Annotated in this window: 15 protein-coding genes and 2 pseudogenes; 6 read left to right on the forward strand and 11 right to left on the reverse strand. The window is 65.5% G+C overall.

Features of this window, described 5'->3' with window-relative positions:
* The first annotated feature begins 421 nt into the window (after window positions 1–421).
* Together OG870_RS27855 and OG870_RS27860 are read left to right on the forward strand one after the other, a co-directional pair.
* A complete protein-coding gene (locus OG870_RS27855; protein WP_327691659.1) occupies window positions 422–1180 on the forward strand; it encodes a helix-turn-helix domain-containing protein in 759 nt (252 codons plus the stop codon).
* A gap of 2 nt (window positions 1181–1182) precedes the next feature.
* On the forward strand, window positions 1183–1656 hold the full coding sequence (locus OG870_RS27860) for an NUDIX domain-containing protein (RefSeq protein WP_327691660.1): 474 nt from the start codon (window positions 1183–1185) through the stop codon (window positions 1654–1656).
* Here OG870_RS27860 and OG870_RS27865 read toward each other — a convergent pair.
* From OG870_RS27865 to OG870_RS27880, 4 genes are all read right to left on the reverse strand, one after another.
* Window positions 1644–2210, reverse strand: coding sequence for an HD domain-containing protein (locus tag OG870_RS27865; RefSeq protein WP_327691661.1), 567 nt, complete (start codon window positions 2208–2210; stop codon window positions 1644–1646). The two genes, OG870_RS27860 and OG870_RS27865, sit on opposite strands and share 13 nt — an antisense overlap.
* A gap of 1 nt (window position 2211) precedes the next feature.
* Window positions 2212–2673, reverse strand: coding sequence for a GntR family transcriptional regulator (locus OG870_RS27870; protein ID WP_327691662.1), 462 nt, complete (start codon window positions 2671–2673; stop codon window positions 2212–2214).
* A gap of 1112 nt (window positions 2674–3785) precedes the next feature.
* Window positions 3786–4061 (reverse strand): hypothetical protein, encoded by a 276-nt coding sequence (locus OG870_RS27875; protein ID WP_327691663.1) that lies wholly within the window; start codon window positions 4059–4061, stop codon window positions 3786–3788.
* Complete coding sequence (locus OG870_RS27880) at window positions 4048–4434, reverse strand: hypothetical protein (protein ID WP_327691664.1); 387 nt, start codon at window positions 4432–4434, stop codon at window positions 4048–4050. The genes OG870_RS27875 and OG870_RS27880 overlap by 14 nt, the downstream gene beginning before the upstream one ends.
* A 50-nt stretch (window positions 4435–4484) precedes the next feature.
* Between OG870_RS27880 and OG870_RS27885 the strand changes: the two genes are divergently transcribed.
* Window positions 4485–4823 carry a DUF6233 domain-containing protein gene (locus OG870_RS27885; protein WP_327691665.1) on the forward strand — a complete coding sequence of 113 codons (339 nt, stop codon included), beginning with the start codon at window positions 4485–4487 and terminating at the stop codon, window positions 4821–4823.
* Here OG870_RS27885 and ku read toward each other — a convergent pair.
* The gene (ku, locus tag OG870_RS27890) at window positions 4820–5734 is read right to left on the reverse strand and encodes a non-homologous end joining protein Ku (protein ID WP_327691666.1); all 915 of its coding nucleotides are present in this window, start codon (window positions 5732–5734) and stop codon (window positions 4820–4822) included. The two genes, OG870_RS27885 and ku, sit on opposite strands and share 4 nt — an antisense overlap.
* Before the next feature lie 1030 nt (window positions 5735–6764).
* Here ku and OG870_RS27895 point away from each other — a divergent pair.
* On the forward strand, window positions 6765–7397 hold the full coding sequence (locus OG870_RS27895; RefSeq protein WP_327691667.1) for a hypothetical protein: 633 nt from the start codon (window positions 6765–6767) through the stop codon (window positions 7395–7397).
* 6 nt (window positions 7398–7403) lie between these two features.
* On the opposite strand, the gene OG870_RS27900 is transcribed toward OG870_RS27895, so the two are convergent.
* Window positions 7404–7949, reverse strand: coding sequence for a hypothetical protein (locus tag OG870_RS27900; RefSeq protein WP_327691668.1), 546 nt, complete (start codon window positions 7947–7949; stop codon window positions 7404–7406).
* A gap of 703 nt (window positions 7950–8652) precedes the next feature.
* On the opposite strand from OG870_RS27900, the gene OG870_RS27905 reads away from it, so the two are divergent.
* Window positions 8653–8958: a hypothetical protein gene (locus OG870_RS27905; protein WP_327691669.1), complete on the forward strand. Its 306-nt coding sequence runs from the start codon at window positions 8653–8655 to the stop codon at window positions 8956–8958.
* Window positions 8959–8990: 32 nt separating this feature from the next.
* Here OG870_RS27905 and OG870_RS27910 read toward each other — a convergent pair.
* The 5 genes and pseudogenes from OG870_RS27910 to OG870_RS27930 all read right to left on the reverse strand — a co-directional run.
* Window positions 8991–9249, reverse strand: a pseudogene (locus tag OG870_RS27910) (transposase); the annotation flags it as partial.
* Window positions 9250–9725: 476 nt separating this feature from the next.
* Window positions 9726–11402 (reverse strand): HNH endonuclease signature motif containing protein, encoded by a 1677-nt coding sequence (locus tag OG870_RS27915; protein ID WP_327691670.1) that lies wholly within the window; start codon window positions 11400–11402, stop codon window positions 9726–9728.
* A gap of 829 nt (window positions 11403–12231) precedes the next feature.
* Entirely contained in the window at window positions 12232–15627 is a 3396-nt protein-coding gene (locus OG870_RS27920) for an NACHT domain-containing protein (protein WP_327691671.1), read from the reverse strand.
* 62 nt (window positions 15628–15689) lie between these two features.
* Window positions 15690–16037, reverse strand: a complete 348-nt coding sequence (locus tag OG870_RS27925; RefSeq protein WP_327691672.1) for a trypco2 family protein — start codon at window positions 16035–16037, stop codon at window positions 15690–15692.
* Between the two features lie 569 nt (window positions 16038–16606).
* Complete coding sequence (locus OG870_RS27930) at window positions 16607–19126, reverse strand: MFS transporter (RefSeq protein ID WP_266844376.1); 2520 nt, start codon at window positions 19124–19126, stop codon at window positions 16607–16609.
* 180 nt (window positions 19127–19306) lie between these two features.
* On the opposite strand from OG870_RS27930, the pseudogene OG870_RS27935 reads away from it, so the two are divergent.
* Window positions 19307–19778 (forward strand): annotated as a pseudogene (locus OG870_RS27935) (NUDIX domain-containing protein).
* The last annotated feature ends 183 nt before the right edge of the window (window positions 19779–19961 follow it).

A 19961-nucleotide genomic window follows, 5' to 3' on the forward strand; every position in this document is an offset into this window, starting at 1 on the left:
CGCCACATGCGTTGGGGCCCGCTGTACTTCCCCACACCCGGAACCGGGTGGCGCCTGCCAGGCGCGTAGGGGGAGAGCCACGTTCATCACGGCGGTTTGCCCCCGGACCCTCGCCCTAGGCACCTGCCGTGACCGCCGCTCTCGCGTCAGCCCCGCACGATCACTGTTCAGTTTTCAAGGACGTGCGACATGAGCCGCTTCCGGCGAGTTGTCGCGTCCAGCAGGTGCAGTACCTGTTTTACAGGTACTGCATGGGGGTCCGTCAAGTACAGCGACGGAACCTCTTGGTTTTGCGCCGGGACTTTTTGGCGCACAATCAGAATCGCCCCAGGTCAGGGGAGTTCGTTACCCCCTACGTGGACAGCTCCCGATCAGCCAACTACCGTCAAGAGCTCCCTAGATGTCCCTCGAAGGGGTGCAGATGTCCAACGAGCGGTTGCGGTCGGCCCTGTTAGCCCGTGGCATGACCGTTCAGAGCCTCGCGGACGAGATCCAGGTCAACGCAAAGACCGTGGAGCGCTGGATCACGCAGAGCAAGGTGCCGTACCGGCGTCACCAGTACGCAACGGCAGCGGCGCTCAAGGTGGACGTGACGACGCTGTGGGAGGACTCCCGGACTCAGGACTCTGTAACTGACCTGAGCAAGGCCGAGATCATGGCCGCCTACCCTCATCGGCACGTCGTGCCGTCAGATCTCTGGCGTGAGATGTGCGAGCGCGCTACGGAGTGCATCGACATCCTCGTGTATGCCGGCATCTACCTGGCGGAAGACCCTCTCTTCTTCTCGACATTGAAGGCGAAAGCCGAGAGCGGTGTCCGCATCCGAGTCCTCATGGGCGATCCACAGTGCGAAGCCGTCACCCGGCGCGGCATCGACGAAGGGCATCGCATCATGGGTGGCAAGATCCGCAACGCGCTCATCAACTACCGCCCGCTGTTCACCAGCCACCCTGAGATTGCCTTCCGCTTGCACGACACGGTGCTCTACAACTCGATCTACCGCGCCGATGACGAGATGTTGGCGAACACGCACGTGTACGGCATCGGCGCCTACATGGCGCCCGTGTTCCACCTGCGGCAGCTCCCCGGGGGCGGTCTGTTCGACACCTTTGCCAATAGCGTTGAGCAGACCTGGAAAGGTGCCAGGCCAGTAACCGAACACGACATCACGGGAGCTTGAGCATGGGACGCATCGACTACTTGCACGATCCGGATGCCCCGCCGGCCAACTCGGTTGTTCCCTCGGTCGTGGCGTTCGTCCAGGACGATGTGGGACAGGTGCTCATGATCCAGCGATCCGACAACGGACGTTGGGCACTGCCCGGCGGTGGCCACGACGTGGGCGAGTGCATCAGTGACACGGTCGTCCGTGAGGTCTGGGAAGAGACGGGCATCAAGGCCGAAGTCGTCGACATGTCCGGGATCTACACAGACCCTGGGCACGTCATGCAATACGACGACGGCGAAGTCCGGCAGCAGTTCAGCATCTGCTTCCGCGCAAGGCCCGTCGGCGGCGAGCTGCGTACGAGCAATGAGACGACGCAGGTCCGTTGGGTTGACCCAACGGACCTGCGAGAGCTTGACGTCCACCCCACGATGCGGCTCCGTATCGAGCACGCCATGGACCGAACGCGGCCCGTTCCCTACATCGGCTGACGCTTGGCGGTGGCGACACGTTCGAGGACCCGGGACGTGCACCCGTGGATCTCGGGCTCCGCGCGGCGGATGAACTTTCCGATCAGACTGTCGGGCCCGTAGCGTCCAGCGATCTCGTTGATCCGGTCGATTGGGTTCGTGGATGTGCCGTCCGGCGTGGTGTTCATGTCGCAGTAGCAGAGCGCGTCATTCAGGTGTGCGCTCTCGCGAGGGAACTCGCCCTCCAGTTCCTCACGCAAGCCGCGCGCTTCCGCCTCCAGCCAGGCACAGGAGTGATGGGCGACCAGGTTGACGACACGTTCGTCGGCGTTGGCCACGTCCCGGAGGTAGCGGGCGCCGTCCAGCGGGTGAAACCCCGTCTTGGCCAGGTCCGGCGCATAGCCGATGTCGTGCAGTACCGCCGCGGCCTCCAACAGATCCGCGTCCTGGCCAAGGACGAGAGCGATCGTACGTGCCCTCTCAGCGACCCCCAGGCAGTGCTTCCACCGCCGCGGCAGCGGCTCGGCGAGCAGTGACTCAGCCAGGGGATAGGCCCACTCCGTCAACGTCGGCAAGCTACGAACGCTCCTCTCGCGTCGGCACGGCACGGACTGTCCGCACCCTGCCCTGTCCTCCCCCCGCCAGCACGCCGGCGGCCTCCAACTTCTCCAGAGCCTTGGTCACCGTGGGACGGGAGACCCCGAACCGCTCGGCGAGCGCGGAAGTACTCGGGAACGCTTCCCCTACCGCGAGTCCGTCAGCCGTGATGATGTCTGCGATCCGCTGATCGAGCGGACGCCGGTCGACTCGATCACCCGGGCGCACGACGCGCCAACGCTCGCCTGGCGCAGGTTCTGCCAAGCCTTCCTGCCGCAGTACCCCATACGCGCGGATAGCAACGCCGCGTGAGACGCCGTGTTCGCGCATGACCTCAGTCAGGGACGGCAGCTCTGTCATCTCCGGGTCGCCCTCGATCAGTACCTTCACTGAGTCGGCAATCTTCAGGAAGGTTCCCCGAGGGCTGGCCTGCTGCGACACTCGCTCTCCCCACTGCTCGCTCATTGACGGCCTCAAGCGTCGCACCTTCCTGGTCCCCTCCACAGAGGGGTACCTAGCTCGACAGCTGCCACTTTCGTTCAGCTGCCCAAGCGAAGCCCAAGGGAGTGATCTGCATCACAACGCTACGCTTGCCTCGGTCCGGGAAGGTCCTAAAGCAGATGCAATGCAACTAGCTGTGATGCGCTGTACGGAATCTCTTCGGCTGGCGCGCCCCTACCTCGGATCCGTCACGGCGGCGGACCGTCCTTCGCGGCGTGCGACCTCGGCGAACGCGGCGTGACGTCTTCCTGATTACGCCTTTGCAGCGCTAATGGCTTGCGGAAAGTTAGCCCTAGTTAGCCTCAATCAACCCCACCCTAATGCACCTATAGGTGCATTCTAGCAATTCCGTATCGCAAACGATGTCTGATGATTAGAGCGCTGAGCCAGCAGGAGAATTGTGGTTGTTCGGGTCTCTGCTCGGTCTGAGCCGCATATGCTTAGGCCCGGTTCCTCCCCTAGAGGTCTCACCGAGTCGTTCGCCTCGGTGAGAGGCGAACCCCTGAGTTGTACTCAGGGTCACTTCTGGGACTGAAGGGAGAGGTGCCAGGTGGCCGAGGAGAAATCCCTCGACGGTCGCTGCACTCGGTGTGAACGCCGTCTGTCGTCCAGGCAGGCGGTAGCGGATTGGGTGCCGGTGATCGTCGCGGTCATCAAGGAAGTGGTGCGGTACTTCTCGTCTTGATGAGAGCGCATGAACCCGCCGGTGGGCTCAGCAAACGAGCCCGACCGAATAGAGGCCGGCCGGGCTCGTGATCTGCACCCCTATGGGGCCTGACGCTGATGGTGCAGCGTTAGGCCCTTCCTTGTCTCTTAAGACTTTCGGGGGTCCACAGCATGGTACGGGATAAGCATGGCTGTGCAATGCGTATCGCGGTACGGTGGCCGCCACCTGCACCCCAGCAGCGAAAGCGCAAAACGACTTGCGGTCTAGGCCCTGCCCGTTCAGGCATCCGTCCCCGCAGGATCCGTAAAACGACTCACGGACGTCTCGCGCGGCCGCGTGGCGCCGGCGCCAGCGTCACACGCAGCGGTCTCAAGCGTGGTCTCGGTCAGCGCTGCTTCCGGTGACGTTCGCTGAGGCGGTGAAGGGGTCGTGCGGCACTCGGAGTCGGAGGGCTGGCGGGCTGCGCCTGGTCCGGCCAGACGGCCAGAGTGAGAGCTTCGATCTCGTCGACCAGCGTGAACTGCGCGCTGGGGATGGCGCCGTACTTGCCCACCCACGATAGGAACTTGCCTCGCGCGATCGTCTCGTCCGGCCACCATCCGTGCGCCACGGGGCGGCCGGCGGCGGTCAGGGTGAGGTGGTAGCGCTCAGGATCGTCCACGGCGTTCACTCGCGCGGCGGCCTTTCTCTTCGAACTCCTCCGGACTGACCAGCCGCAGCGTGAGCCCCAGCTTGGCGGCCACCTCCCGCAGGTCCGCGAAGATGGCCTCGACCGTGGACGGCCCGTGCCAGGGCGGCATCGTGGCGATGCCGTGATCCCGGCACAGGTCCACCCAGCGTGGCCCGTGCTCGGGGCTGTCGTACACGCGAACCGTGGGGCTCATCTCGCCGCACACAGAACACGGCCAGGGCGGCATGCGCTGAATGCGGTCGATCTTCTCGCTGCCGGTCGGTTTCGCCGGCGCCGGTTCCAGCGCGGCGGGGTCGACATGCTGCTGTCGCAGCAGCTCGCCCAGGTCTATCCGGTCTCGCACGGCGCCTCCCTCGATGTGCAGGCGGGAGCCTACTGTCTAGAATCGAACATGTGAACGATCCAGCCGTGTCGAGACTCGCGCTGCTCCGTTTCCTGGAGCGCGTGCAGGAGCGGGACCTTGCCCGCACCCGCCGGTGGATCGACGACGAGGAGCGGCGGGAAGCCGAGCGGCAGCGCGGCGTCCAAGCGCGTCCGCCGGCGCCGGAGTGGCTGCTCGAAGTGGGGCTCAACGGGCACGCCCCGCCCGTGTTCGTGCACGCGGGGGACTGCTGGATGGCGGGCAAGCGCAGCCGGGCCATCAGCCGGGACCAGGCCCGCAGGGCGCTCGCCGACGGCGTCAAGGCCTGCGGGCAGTGCCAGCCCGACACGGCCCTAGGGATGTTGGACTAGGCACTGCGCGGGCGCCGGGCCGTCTTCTTCGCGGCAGCCTTCTTCGTGGATTTCGCCGCTGCCTTCTTCGCCGGCTGCTTCTTGGCAGCGGTCTTCTTCTTCGGCAGCTCGTGCACGTCGGCGTCCTCGCCGCGGGAAGCCCTGGCCTGCTGGACGGACTCGTTGAGGGCCGCCATGAGGTCGAGCACTCTGCCCGTCCCCTGAGGCTCCGGGGCATCCGGTAGCTCGCGGTGTTCCCGCTTCGCTTCAATGATCTTTGCCATGGCGTCGGTGTAGGCGTCCTCGAACTCCGGCCCCGTCAGATCGTCGCGGGTCATCGACTCCATCAGTGCAAGCGCGCCCTCGATCTCCCCGTCCGACACCTCAGTTGGCGGCGGCAGCAACTCGGCAGGGTCGCGGACCTCGTCCGGCCACCGCATCGCATGCAGCACGATCACGTCACCCTTCACCCGCAGCAGACCCAGCCGCTCCCGCCCCGACCACGCATACTTCGCCACGGCTACCTTCGACGACCGTCCCAACGCCTGCACCAGCAGCTTGTACGGCTTCGCCGCGACCTGCCCGTCCGGCGCCAGGTAATAGCCCTCACCGATCCGGATCGGGTCAATGCTGTCCAGCGGCACGAACGCTTCGATCTCGATGGCCTTCGCCGTCGGCAGCGGGAGCTCCCGCAGATCGGCGTCGCTGATGGCGACGACCTGATCCTTGGCGTACTCGTAGCCCTTGCCGATCTCCGACTGAGTGACCTCACGGTCCTCCAGCTCGCACACCTTCTTCACCCGCACCCGGCCCATGTCCTCCAGGTGGTACTGGTGGAAGCGAATCGAATGATCCTCGGTGGCACTCTGGACGTTGATCGGCACGGTTACGAGACCGAAGCTGATCGCACCACTCCAGATCGTTCGGGGCATAGCAGACCTCCACAAGAACCCCGAGCAACATCAGCCTACGAGCGGCATGGGCGCCCCGCATGCGGACTCGCGCCCCTCCGTTCTGACGTAGTAGGGAGCGGCGCCGGCTCACCAACGCCGCCCCGCACAACCATGTGGTTCACAACGGGCGAGGCAAAGCCGAGGCAAGCGGTGTCAAGCATCAAGTGAGGCCACTGCCTCAAGCATCAACCGAGACTCGACACGCCCCAATAGACCGGCTGAGTCACAACCTTCTCTACAGATTCAAGGCTCGCTGCGCTCGCTCGACCGGCGGCCGACGGCGCTTGTCGATCTTCGGGCCCGCATCCTCCGCCCAAGCGCATCAACGGCCGCTCCGGCCCGCACACCACCGCCACCACGATCCGGCCAGGGATGGAAAAATCAACAGCAGCTAGACCCCAACGCCCCTCTTCCGGGGACACCACGCACCCCTTTCCACCCGGTTGCCTACACAAGTAGGTCGGATCAAACCGAGGGCCGCGCCAAGCGCGGCGGCGCCGGTCGGTCGCCGCCGCGCCGCCTCCATGTCTCCGCCACCGGCGCACGTCGCCGCCCGCCCGTCGCCGCACGCAGCGGCCAAATACAACACGGGCACGGGGACGAACGATGATCCCCAACGGTGCAGGTCAAAGACACTTTGTGTTACCGAAAGAGGCCGGATCGTGGCGGCGGCGGCATACGGTCCGACGCTGCCAGACACGCGGACGTTCGAACGGCCCGCCGATCCTGCACCAGGCCACCGGCCGGACGGCGGACGCGGCCACGAGGCGAGGGGGAAACCCGCTGTGGCTGGGGCGGTCGGCTCCGCGACTTTAGCCAGCCACTTTGGCGCGAGCCTCGAAGATCATGGCCCCAACGTCGTGCTTTAACGGGCAGGTCCACAGACTGCCCGACGCGCCGGAAGCTTACGGCGCCATGATCACTCGCGCCAAAGCAGCTCCCGGCCAAAGTCGCTACGCCGACCTCGTGACGTCGTCCGCTACTCCGATTCATGGTCGATACTGTTGCGATGGACTCTGGAATCGCCGCAATCATTGGCGCCGCCATTGGCGCAGTCGGCTCTGCTATCACTTCGGGAGTGTCTGGGTTCTGGGCTCGAAGCCAGATGAAACTGCAATTGGCGACGCAAGAAAGACAAGCGGAGCGACAGGCAAGAGCGGCTCGCTTCGATCAAATCAGGGAACCACGCAAGCAGGTCTATTCAGAGTTCGCGAAGCAGGCCGACGCCCTAGTGGACCAACTAGGGATTGCAGTGCAAGCGCTGCAATCGGAAGATTTCGACTGGGAAGCCGTCGCTCCGCACCTGCGCAACGACGAGGCGGTTGACCGGCTGATTGATTCCTTTCACGCCGTTTCTCTCGAAGGTCCAGAGGACATTAACTACCTTTCGGTAGCGGTCGTGCAACACGTCCAAGGGGTTCGCATGCACGCCACAGCTTGGGTCCTCAAGAGAAACGGCACGCCACTCGAAGAGGAGCCGCAACCTGAAGTTGATACGGTCAATGATCTCGAAGGGGCGCGTTCAAAGCTCACCGAATTCCGGCATGCAGCAATGCTGGTCTTGAGAGCTGAAGGGCACAAATCTGAGGTCGAGCACATGAGGCAACGAGCTCGCCACCTGCTATCTGAGAGTGAGGAATGATACTTTTCAAAGCGTCTCTGACTTCCGATTGTCTTCCTCAAGCTTCTGCTGAATTTGCTCCTTCAAGATATCTAGCGCAGACTTTTCCCCTTCCTTGCCAGCGGTGGGCCCACTCGTGAACGTTAGAGTGGGATGCGCAACCAAAAGAATCATGAATAGAGCAATGTCAACAACGCACCACCACGCCAACCAATCGTTAGCTCCATGGTGCCCACCAAGCCACCCAAAGGAACCGATCTCGGCTACCACCGCCCCCAGGGCCGTAAAGAACCAGATATTAAGCGAAGTTTTACTGGAATCAAGCCCCTTATTGAGAGCCTCAAGCTCTTGACGCTCCAGATCCCGCATGACGATCTGCTCGTCGATAGGACCACCCGCAGGCGGCTCAATGACCTCGCGCGCCCTCCTCATCCCAGCGTCCAGTTCCTTGCGATGTCTTCCAATCTCCACGATGCTGGCAAGCGCAAGCACGGGAATGGTGACAACCGCTGCAGTCGCGAACTCTTTTGACATTTCCATTGCCCACTCCAGCGATGAGGGTACTCCCAGCATCTCTCACCTGCCCCCAGCTCGCATCCGGACGGTCCTATGCAATAAGGGGTTGACTCGGCAACAAAAGCCGTGATGAGCGACCGGGGGGCCCTGAACGGGTTGTGCGCCACAACCCCCGCGGAGCATTTAAAGTCACCTCAGTACAGCACTGAAGTACCGCAACCACCGTGATCGTTGGCGGCCCTTCAGAGCCATCACACCCTCCACGAATTGGCTGCGAGACGTCAGCGACCGCCACGCCCGTAGTTCGCATCGAGCGCGCCGGCGCAGCCCAGGCTCGTGCCATTCTCGTGCCAGAACGGGCGGGGACTCACGGGGAACTGGGGTGCTCAGCGGGCGCTACGGCCGCACTGCGCCAAGCCTGGAAAGTCGCAGCTCGGGCGCGTAATCGCCCAACCTCGCTCCTAAAGCGGTGGTTGGCGGCAGCAAGCGTCGGCACGCCGTGCCCATGCTTGCCGGAGATGACTACTTGATCCGCTGGACAGCGCGCGAGGTCTTGGCCCGGCCGAGTCCCGTACCGGCAACAGCAGGGCTCTACGGGTGGCTGTTCTTTACCGCACGTATGGATGCGCTGGACTCGCCTCGACCGTTCGTTAGGTGCAGCATGATCGCAACGCGCCACCGGGCCCGAATCGGGCGAAACCGTGGTCGCCAAATGCGATACACGCCAAGGACCTGATCCGCGCACACAAGGGAGAGTCAAGTGTCATTGCCAGTGGGCAGCCGTTGGACCATCAAACGAAGCTCCGTAGGGACCGAGACCATCGAGATCATCGGTAGTCAAGGCGAGACGTTCACTGCGAAATATGTCAGCACCACAGACCCGAGCAAGTTCTCGGGTGAAGTAAGCAGTCGGCAACATGAGGTCATCACCCTCAAGCAGCACAACGTGGGGCCCAAGTATGTCGCTTTCCACAGCGGACTGCGAGAGGCGTCGAATGGTACCTACACGGGAAGTTGGTACGACGTAGCGGGCAACAAGGGAGACTTCAGCCTGGTCAAGCAGTAGGCCTGCTGCCACCCCAGCTCTTACCGCATCCCGTCATCGAGAACGACACGGTGGAGCCGGGCCCAGACCCGCTCTCGGCTCCACTGGGCGAAACGCCGATAGACCGTCTGCCAGTGCGGACCGAACACGGGAGGCAGCTGCCTCCAGGTGCAGCTCGACGCGGCGACGAACACGATCGCCGCTAAAGCCTCCCGGTCACCTGCCCGACGCCCGACCTGCGCCCTGCGGACGCTTCACTATCTGGCCTGGCCGTCGCACCCGTCGAGGGCAACAGCCGGAGCGGGCTCGGATCGATCGAACTGTAAAGCGGTGCTCAGCAGCCGTGGACTATCCGTTGACTCGCCCCGCCTAATCTGCCATGCGCAGGGCCGCCACCTGCTGCTTCAACCAGTCCGTAAGCGGCCTCCGGAGCCGCGTGCACCAGAGGCCTGCTGATGAACTGTGCGCCAGCAACCGCGCAACCACGGGCAACAGCGGGGACTGGGGACTGGGACGGCCAGGGTTCCAAAACCACTGGGCCGCGAGTCAGGGCAGCAACTGCAGCCCGAGGCGCAAGCTTCGATAGCGCAAGCTCAGCTGAACACGGATCGAAGGGTGGCTCCTGCGGGCTCATGGGCCATGTGTGGGCCGGAAGCGTCGTAGGGCGTTCGTCAGGGGCCTGCTCTGCAGGTCAGAGGGCATGGACCTCGCAATCGCCCATCGGTCTTGAAAGCCGTTCCTGTGACGTGCCGGCGCCTACTCCACGAGTAGACGCCGGCACGCGTAAGTCAATCGAGCATCGCCTCATGGAGGCGTCGTGCTGTAGCAGTGAGCAGGCGCCGGAGCTTCTCCTTGTTTTCCCCGTGGGTCTTGAGGGCGTGGCAGTTGGGACACAAGGCGATCATGTTCGAAGGGACATCGGGCCCTTCCTTGGCGAGGTCTTTGACGTGGTCGACCTGCAAGATTGGCAGGCCGGCTGTGGTCAGCTCGGTGGGGTGGCCTGCGCATTGAGGGCTTTCGCACCTGCCGCGGCAGCGCTTGATGACGGCAGCTCGCGCGCTGGGGTCGCGGACGTACTTGTCGGCCAGTGTCGGCTTCTTCATCTGGCCGCGCCGCTCGGCGTTCGCCTCAGCCTTCTGCGCCAGACGCCGATACGCATCCTCGTCGCTCTCCTCGTCGCCGGGGGCTTCAAGGGCGAGGTCGCTGGGACGGTAGTCGCCAGTGTCGTCGTGGAGCTCCCCTGTATCGGCGTCCAGCGCTTCGAGTACTTCGGCGGGCCAGGTCTCCCGCTCTGGGGAGGGGACAGGCGCCAGCACCCAAAGGAACTCGCGGCGGGGTAGCTTGTCCTCTCCAACCCCCCAACGCAGTCGGCGTTGCACGATCACGGCCCAGGTTTCGAAGCTGAACTGTCCCTGGAACGGCTTGTGCCAGTAGCGCAGCGGGCGACCAGCCGTCTGATGTTCGGCCATGAGTTCGTTGCCGTCAGTGAGCTTCTGGTCGCCGGACAGACCGTCGCCCACGTAGGCGATCCAGTTGGTGTCCGGGATGCGCCCATCGGCGTAAGGCCCCTTGTCGTCCGAGAAGGCGCTCAGGATGCCGTCGGCGAGGCAGCCGATCCCTGCCATCTTCTGGCCGCCATAGGCCCGCCAAATGGCGTCCCGATCCTTGAAGGTTTCCCCAAGCAGAGGACGCAGGGCATCCGGCCACCTACCGGCGAGCAACTCGTGGAGGCCGAAGTCTTCGAGCAAGTCGGCCGGAAGGGGATGGAAGTAGCGCAGGATCAGTCCGGCAGCCGCGGATGCCACGGCATCCGGGTGCGAGCGGAGCAGGTTGTAGTCATCCTTGCGCAGACCACCAAGGGGATTGACCTCGTTCAGAGACTCCAGGGTTGGGCGCCGCCCACGGCTGGTCAGGTTGAGTTCCTGCCCCTGCTCGATGGTCCACAGCTCATCGCGAATGAGTGCCCAGAACGGGTAACGGGCTCCGTCCACACCGTCTTCCACTTGGCCGTACTTCACCAGCAGAGGTGCGACAGCATCACGTGTGGCTGTCCATGGCTGCATGCGGGGTGCTCCGGCCAGAGCCTGGCCGATGGCCCAGAGCAGAAGCACGGGACGGTGCAGAGCGGGCCCCGTCGCACGTCGAGCCGGCCGGACGTCTCCCACGCGCCTGTGAAAGGTCTTGGGGGGCTCCACCACGGTGAAGCCCTCCCTCCGGAGCCACGCCACTGCATGCTTGAGGCCCCCGCTGAGCCCCGGGGAGGAGGGCTTGAGGGCTACGCCGAAGTCGTATTTGTGGGCAACGCCAGCTATCGCCTTCGAGTCGTACAGGTTCCCCTCGTACTCCAGGAGATAGGTAGCCGCGGCGCGGTAGCCGTAGGTGTCCCGGAACGCCTCCGGGCCGAGCCGGTCGTGCTCCGCAATCGCCTGCAGGATGCCTGCACGAGTGATCTCCGAAGGTGCCATGGGCGACACCGTAGAGCAGGGCACTGACAGCGGAGATGGCACTGCCGTGCGCTGTGGTCAGTTGGTGTGCGGGAGTTCGCCAGCATTCGCCACCCTTGAACCGGCACTTGCGCCACTGGCGCGCCAGTTAACTTCTTGTGGGTTCGATGCCTGTCTCCTCGATCGCCCGCCTGAACCAGGCGGGCCCCAACTCTGTTGGGATCACTGAGAGATGGGAGATCGAATCAGATGGAGCGATCGACACGGCGAGCACGGTGCCGCAGGCGCAGTCAGTTACCGGACTGGGTCCAGCTGGTGGCCTTGTTTCTGACCGCGGTCACTGCCATCGCGGGGTGCATCGAGCACTTTGTGTGATGCATCAGAGGCGTTCCGGACGGTTGGTTGGGCGGCAGGCGAGCCCGACCGGTGCGTAGTCGGCCGGACTCGCCCCTAACCCGCATGTGAGCCTGGCTCCGGGGAGCTGCCCGGAGCCAGGCATCCATGCGTTGTGGGTGCCTTTCGGCTCCATGACGAGGAAACCCCAAGTCACCAATACCTTCAAGCGTCGGAACCAGCTTCATGATCCAAAACTGTGGCGAAAACCCATGGTGAAGGCGTGGCGCGAGGGGTGGCGGTTGCCTTCGCCAAAGAAGATCGTTTAGAAGTGCCTGGTCAGAGCCCCGCGGGGGGTGGCGAAAGCTGGCGAATCGCGTCGGCCGACAGAACGTTGGAGGGACGCGTGGTGCGTGGTCCCCCGGGTGTCCCCTCAGGGACGCGCCGTTGCTCTTCTTGCCAGGTCAGGCAGGCTGGGAGCGGCCCTCAGTAAGTCTGCCGGCTCCGCCTCCCCAGGTTAGAAACCTGGCGCCGCCACACCGCCGAACGATTCGGAAACGGCGACGGCAGATGAACTACCGTGGTGAGCGATAGTCGTGGGGCTGATCGCCCTATAGTCGAGGGTCTCGTCTCGCGGTCTGCTAAGGCGCCCTCTATGCGCCAATCTCCCTATGTCCAGTTGCAGGCGGTCTCCGAAAAGGTTGGCACCGATGATCGGAACCTCTATCGGCGTCCTGACTTGCATTCTGAGGTCCGTCATGTCGGCCAGTGGCGTTAGGTCGAGTGGTTCGCCAACGGTGCGGTTCGTGCGCAGGGTGAGCCGCAGATTTTGGAGGGCGGGAAATGTTTCTACGATCTGCCCAAGGTCGGATGGATCCTCCACTCTGAGCAGGGACAGCGTGGAGACGCGGGGGAGGGGTGATACGAGTACGAGATCCGGAATCCGCCGCAGTTCGACTTGCAACTCCGTGAGTTCCGGCGGCTCGCCTACGAGATGCAACGCGGTGAAGATGTTCACGGGCCCGCTGAGGCGCAAACTCTGCAGCCCGTGCCACTCGGGCAGGGAGTCGAGTAGCACGGGATGCGTAACCAATAGTGCGAGGTGCTTGATACCGGGATGCGCGCGGGGCAAAGCATCACGGTACGCAAAGGGGAGTGGCTCCAGGTCGAGCCGCTCTAAAGTCTCAATGCTGCTGATGGCATCCAGCGCAGTCGGGGGGAGATGCTCAACACCGAGCTTAAGGGAGCGCAACGGCAGAGCAGCAAGTGCCGACAGGTCCGTGACGCGGATACAATCCGTGACCTGGAGTTCACAGAGGTCCTGCTGTCCGGCTAGGAACGCGAAATTCTCAACTGACGGATTGTGTATCAGGGACAACCCGCGCACTTTCCCCTCAGGCAAGTCCCTGGCGATCGCTGCGGGGGGTAAGAGGCCACGCAGTACCACTGATCCGAGTGGGCCGAGCTCGCGGAGCTGCGCCAGCTTTTCGAGGCTGTCGATCCTCAACGGCACACCCTTGAGCGAGACCTGAGACAGTACCTCTTGGGCGTATTCCCGAATGGGGAACTGCTCCCAGCTCAGGGCCAGGCGGTGCCGTACGAGGGGTTCCCTGCGCGTCGCGAAGCATCGCAAGATCTCCATAGCTTCACGGCCCGCCACACTTGCCGCGGTTCGCACCACCCAGGCGGCCTCAGTCGGCTTGAGACCGTCCGGCCTCGGCAGTAGTGGCAGTACGTCCGGTCCCAGCGACGCGAGCCGGTTGGCGTCTTCAGGACCCCTAGGCGGCATGATTCGCCCCAGGCGCTCCTCGACCTCGTCCATGTCCTCGAAGTAGGCAGATTCGAAGGCACAGTGCGCCGCCAGCACGTACAGATCGGCCCGGTTCTCGTGGTGATCCGCCGTGTCGCCTTGGTCGATCAGGTTCTTCACGATCTTTTGTGAGTGCCCACGGTCGCAGTGCCCGGCCACGAGCCGGATCACGTCCTGCCACTCTTCCTCGACCGCATGGCGCAGCATTTCGTTCAGGGAGCCACTCTCAAGGAACTCCTTGGCGGCCAGATAGTCCTGGAACGTGCGGTGGATGAACTGGATCGCATCCCGGCTGCGTTCTTGGAGTAGACCGCTGCGATTAAGGAGGTGGATCAGCAGTTGCTCCGGCGTGGTGCTCTTGCGGACCCGGGCCATGCCCTTAAGGGCGAGGGTGATCTGTTCGATCGCGTCCTCGTGTGACAACTGGGTTTGACCGCCGCGCACTAGCCAGACCGCGATGCGCTGGAGCAACTGCTGTTGCTTCTCGACGCCGAGCGTGATGCCCTCCGCGGCACCTATCTGCCGCTGCTTGTCTCGGCTACCCAAAAGCATGGCCAGCGCGGAACGGTACAGAGCCCAACGGCTGTCCGGCAGCAGGCCCCGATTGCGGTGGTGCAGGGCACAGATCACGGCGCAGAGCAGTGGCGTCCGAGCGAGGTCTCGCAGCGCGGGATTCCTGGTGAGCTGCTGGTTCAGGTCCCGCTCCAGCCCGGCCAGTTCGTCACGAGGGCCCACGGCGGCGCGGTGCCACGCTGCCACGAACTTCCGGATGTCGGGGTCACGCATCGGCAGCAACCGCAGCTCGTCAAAGCCTTCTTCGGTGAGCCAGCTTTCCTCGACGGCCAGGGGGCGAACCGTCACCATGCACCGCGTCTGCGGAAACCGGTGGAGAAACTCGGAGAGCCAACTGGCCGCGGCCGTGCGGTCCTCACGCGGTACTTCGTCCAACCCATCGATCAGCAGCAACCCTCGGCCGGATTCCAGAACCCGACGGGCCCAGCCCTCCGGCGGGTTGTCGACCTGGAGTTCGGCGGCGAGCGGAAGTTCGGCCGGCTTGGGGAAGGGGCGGCCCTGGGCGCGGATGCTACGCAGCGGAACGACGAACGGCACCAGGTGATTGAGGTCGGCGAGTTCGGGGCCCAACGTGCCCGCGCTCGAGTGCGCCGCCAGCCACCAGACCAGAGTGGTCTTGCCCGCGCCGGCTTCGCCGCGCAGCAGGATGCGGGGGCGGTCGGCGAGCAGGTCGTTGACGCGTTGAGGGCCAGGCCCTGGGTGGCGCGATTTCGCCCGGACGGAGGTTTCGGCCTCCAGCGTCAGATATGCGGTCTCCAGGTCCCAGGTGGACTCGTTGCGCCCGAGTTCCTCCAGGCCGAAGATCTCCGTCTTCCGGTAGCGGGCGCTCACAGCGTTCGCGTAGTCCGGCTCGTAGCGCAGGTCCTGGCGGTGGAAATCAGTGACGCGTTCGCAGCGAAAGGAGGCACGCAGACGGCGGAGCTGGTCGGAGAACCGCTGGTCCGCCATCAGGTGTGCCATGGCGACCGCCGTGACGCGCTGGTGGTTGCGTTCTTTCGGTATCTCTGTGACCAGGCCCAGTAGTACGGGTCCGGCGAAAAGCGGGGACCCAGACAGGCCAGCCAGTGGTGAGGTGCCGTCACCGCGCTCGGTGGCGGGAGGCAGGTCCAGCGAGCAGGTCAGATCACCACGGAGGCGTCCTGCCACCGGGAGCACGGTTCCGGTGTACTGGTCCAGGTCGAGCCGACCCTCGGCACCGTATCGCTGTACGCCCGGAAAGCCGACGATCTCACAGTGAGGCAGAGGTGACTCGGTGGCTAGCTCACCGAGCCGGATGCTGCCGAGCACCGCGATCTGGTCGGCGTTCAGGACGTACTGCTCAGCGAGCAGGAGGGCCGCGTCGAGCTCGGTGTTGTACCAGACCACCTCGCAGGGAACGAGGTCGGAGCTGCGCGGGTGGGCCACAGACAGGGATTGGCCCTGGGCCTGCCCCGAGAGCAGTTGACCGCTGCTCAATAGGTGTGCGCTGGTCAGGACCAGGTCCGGGGCGAGCAGTACGCCGGTACCCTGGCTGTGGCCGAGCACGGCCACCACACGCTCGGCGGGGTGGGCGGCCGTGGCTGCGTGGGCCCCACCTCTGAGGGCGGCTGCCGTCACCGAGACCCGAACCCGGCGACGCTGCCCTGGTTCTCGTTGCCCACCTTCCAGCGATCACCTGTGCGGTTGTCCTTGGGCTTGAGCGTGAACGCCACCCTGTGGGTTCTGGCTGAGGTCCGCGTCGCGTCGGCTCCGGCCTCCAGGACCCAAGCCTTTACCTTGCCGCCGCCCTTGAGCTCCTTGCGCAGCTCAACGGTGAACTCCATCTGAATGTCGCCCAGTTCGAAGGTCAGGTCCTGCCCCTCAGCCTGTTCGGCCGCGGCGATCAACCCGTTCCGTATAGCCTGCACGGCTTTGTCCAGTTCAATGGCATGTTCCGCGCCCTCATGACCTTCGTCGTTCACGTAGTCCCCCGTTGCTTATCGCCCCTGTTGCCTGATGTGGAATCAGCAGAGTAGCGGCGTGGAGCCAGCTCTGCCGAGGCTTCGCTCCCTCTCTCCACCACCATCGACACCCGCGCTTTCGGTACCTACCGCATCAACGAGCGTCCTGATTGTCTGAACTAGTGAGACGAGGCTTTCCGCTTCAAGGATGACGTAGGTGCAAGGCGTCGCCGTGGACTGGCGGACTCGGACTGCCGAAGGCGGTACGTATGGCTGCATCGAGTTCGACGTGGAGGGGCGCGATGGTCTCTGATTCCCCCAGATGTCCCCCGAAGGGTTTCCGACTGGCCGTATTGCCAGGTCAGGTGGCAAAGGATCGTCCCGCTGTAAATCTGCCGGCTCAGCCTACCCAGGTTCGAACCCTGGCGCCGCCACGCTGAGTGAAAAGACCCTCTCTGATCTGCGGAAACGTAGAGCGGAGGGGGTCTTTTCGTATGTTCCCTTCACCATCGGGCCGTCCTGGAGAACGGCCCGCACGAACCCCCTGCACAAGGGGTCCATGCGGGCCGCGCGCCAGAACCAGGTGCGAACTACTCCCCGGTGTGTGCAAGTTCGATGTCGTGGTCGTCCAGGCCGCCGCCCGTCACCGACACCGTGGCCGCTTGCGGCGGATAGCCCGTCGCGATGACCGTGTAAGCGCCGCTGTCCAGGTCGGAGAAGGCGTATGTGCCGTCGTGCCCGGTCCTCGCCGTGGCGACCACGTTGCCCGCGGCGTCCACCAGGGTGACCTGGGCGTCGCTCAGCGGGGCGTCCCCTCCGCGCACCGTGCCCCGCACATGGGCGCCGGGCCTGAGCTCGACCTCGATGCGTGTGGTGCCGGCGCCGCCGATCTCGACGGGCAGGGCCAGCGGACGGTGCTGGGGGGAGTTCACGGCGAGCGTCACCGTCCCCGGCACCAGGTCGGTGACCGTGAACTCGCCCAGTACGTCGGTCCGTCCGGTGGCCAGGGCCTCCCCGCGCACGTCGGTCACGATCACCACGGCATCGGCGACCGGTGTCCCGCTCTCGGCGGACCGCACCAGCCCGGCGAGGGCGCTCGTGCCGCCCAGCAGAACGTCGTATCGGACCGGCCCGTCGGCGACCACGAGTGTCGAGGCCTGTGGCTGGCAGCCCGCGGCGGAGGCGATCAGGACGTACGAACCGGCGGCGGGCGCATCGACGCCGTACGAACCGTCGCTCCGCGAGACCGACCGGCTCAGCTGCTTCCCGCCGAGTGAGATGAGCGTGACCGCGGCTCCGGCCACGGGGACGTGCTCCGCCCCCAGGACATGACCGTTCACCCGGATTCCGCCGTCGGCAGGGCCACTCGCTCTGTCCTGCTCGGCGGCGGTCACGACGGAGGCAGGCGAGGGTGTATGCCCTGTGGGTCCCGTAAGCCCCGGCTCGGCTCCGTTGGGACGCTCGGCCGCGCCGGACAGTCCGGACGGCCCGGGCAGCCCAGCCGCGCCCTCCTCGATCGCGGCCGAGGCGGACAGGGTCGAGGCACCCGTATCGACCGCGGCCGCCCCTGACGGAGTCGGGGCGGCGGCGGACGGAGTCGGGGCCGAGGCAGACGGGGTCGGGACCGAGGTGGACTGCGCCCCGGCCACAGCGCACTCGCCCGCGGAGCCCCCGGCCGCCGCTGCCGCCCGATGCCGCGGGATGAACGACGCGACCGCGAACGCGAGCAGTGCCGCGCTGCCGCCGATGGCCAGGACGGTCTTGAAGCCGTTCTCGGAGGGGAGGGGCACCCCGCCGAGGTTCGTGGTCATCTGCGACAGGATGACGCCCGCCACGGCGCTGGCCGTCGACGTACCGATGGACCGCATCAGGGTGTTGAGGCTGTTGGCGGCGCCGGACTGCGACGGCGGCACGGCGCCCATGATGAGCGCGGGCATCGCACCGTACGTGAAGCCGATACCGGAACCGATGACGCAGGACACCAGGACGAACTGCCAGACCTCGGCCATCAGCAGGATGTTCAGGCCGTAGCCGGCGGCCACGATCAGGGCGCCGAGCATCAGGCTGGCCTTCGGGCCCCTGGCCTTGGAGAGGGCCGCGGAGACCGGGGCGACCGCCATCATCACCAGGCCGGACGGGGCCATGACCAGGCCGGCGGTGAGCAGAGACTTACCGAGACCGTAGCCGGTCGCCTCAGGCAACTGCAGGAGCTGCGGAAGCACCAGGGACATCGCGAACATGCCGAAGCCGAGCGCGATCGAGGCGAGGTTGGTGACCAGGACCTGGCGGCGGGCGGTGGTGCGCAGGTCGACCAGCGGCTGCTCGGCACGCAGCTCGTACCAGCCCCACAGCAGCAGGATCACGACGGCCGCGGCGAAGAGGCCGAGCGTGGTGCCGCTGCCCCAACCCCAGTCGCCACCCTTGGAGATGGGCAGCAGCAGACAGATCAGACCGGCCGCCATGCCGATACCGCCGAGGACATCGAACCGGCCACCCGTGCGCACCTTCGACTCGGGCACCACGAGCAGGACCAGAAGGAGGGCTACGGCGCCCATCGCGGCCGAGCTCCAGAACAGTACGTGCCAGTCGAAGTTGTCGGCGATCACGGCGGCCGCCGGCAGGCCGAGAGCGCCGCCGACACCGAGAGAGGCGCTCATGAGCGCGGTGGCGGAACCGAGCCGTTCGGCGGGCAGTTCGTCCCGCATGATGCTGATACCGAGCGGGATCACGCCGCTTGCCGTGCCCTGCAGCGCCCGGCCGACGATCATCGGGGCCAGTGAGTCGCTGAAGGCGGCGGTGACCGAACCGGCGATGAGCAGGACCAGGCTCGCCAGGAGTATGCGTCGCTTGCCGTACATGTCTCCGAGCCGCCCCATCATCGGGACGGCCACGGCCGCGGCGAGCAGCGTGGCGGTGACGGCCCAGGCAGCGTCGGACGCCGGGGCGTTCAGGAGTTTCGGCAGCTCCGGGACGATCGGAATCACCAGGGTCTGCATCAGCGAGACCACGATCCCGCCGAAGGCCAGGACCGCTACGACGGCATTGGCCCGCGGCGCTGCGGACACCACCCCGTCGTCGTCGGCGGCGGGGTGGGGAAGTGCGTGGGACATGTGCCGGGCCTCCGTAGACATGGGGCATGTGCTGCATACGAATCCCCATACGCAGACGCATGGGGTGTGTCCTTCATCCTCAAGCTAAGTCAGTTGATTGACTTAAGCAAGTGGCGCTTGCCGGGCATGCAGGGGTTCCGGCGCGGGTCTGTCCCGGCGCGAAGGGGTACGTACGCCGGCATGGGACGGATCGACTACCTGCACGACCCTGCCGCCCCGCGGGCCAACTCGGTAGTGCCCTCCGTGGTGGCGTTCGTGCAGAACGACGCGGGACAGGTACTCATGGTCCAGCGCTCCGACAACGGCCGCTGGGCACTGCCCGGCGGCGGCCACGAGGTGGGGGAGTCCATCAGGGACACCGTGGTGCGCGAGGTCTGGGAGGAGACCGGGATCAAGGTCGACGTCGACGATCTCTCCGGGATCTACACGGATCCGGGCCATGTGATGTCCTACGACGACGGCGAGATCCGCCAGCAGTTCGGCATCTGCTTCCGCGCGCCCCACCGGCGGCGAACTCCGCACGAGCAGTGAGGCCACCGCCGTGCGCTGGGTCGACCCGGCCGACCTTCCCGACCTGGACGTCCATCCGACGATGCGCCTGCGCATCGACCACGCGATGGACCGGACACGCACGTCTCCCCACATCGGTTGACCTCGGTGGACGCCGGCCACGTGGACTGACGGTCCGATCTCGACCAAGCAGCCTGGACGCCCCAGACACGACGGCACCTACGCCTAGGCGGCGGGCGGCGGGCGGCAGGCGGCACGCAGCACGCACAGCGCCGCCCGCCCGCGCCGCAGCCACCACTCCCAGGCGGGTGCCCCACGCACAACA

Origin of the sequence: Streptomyces sp. NBC_00461, from assembly GCF_036013935.1 — a bacterium.
Lineage (GTDB): Bacteria > Actinomycetota > Actinomycetes > Streptomycetales > Streptomycetaceae > Streptomyces.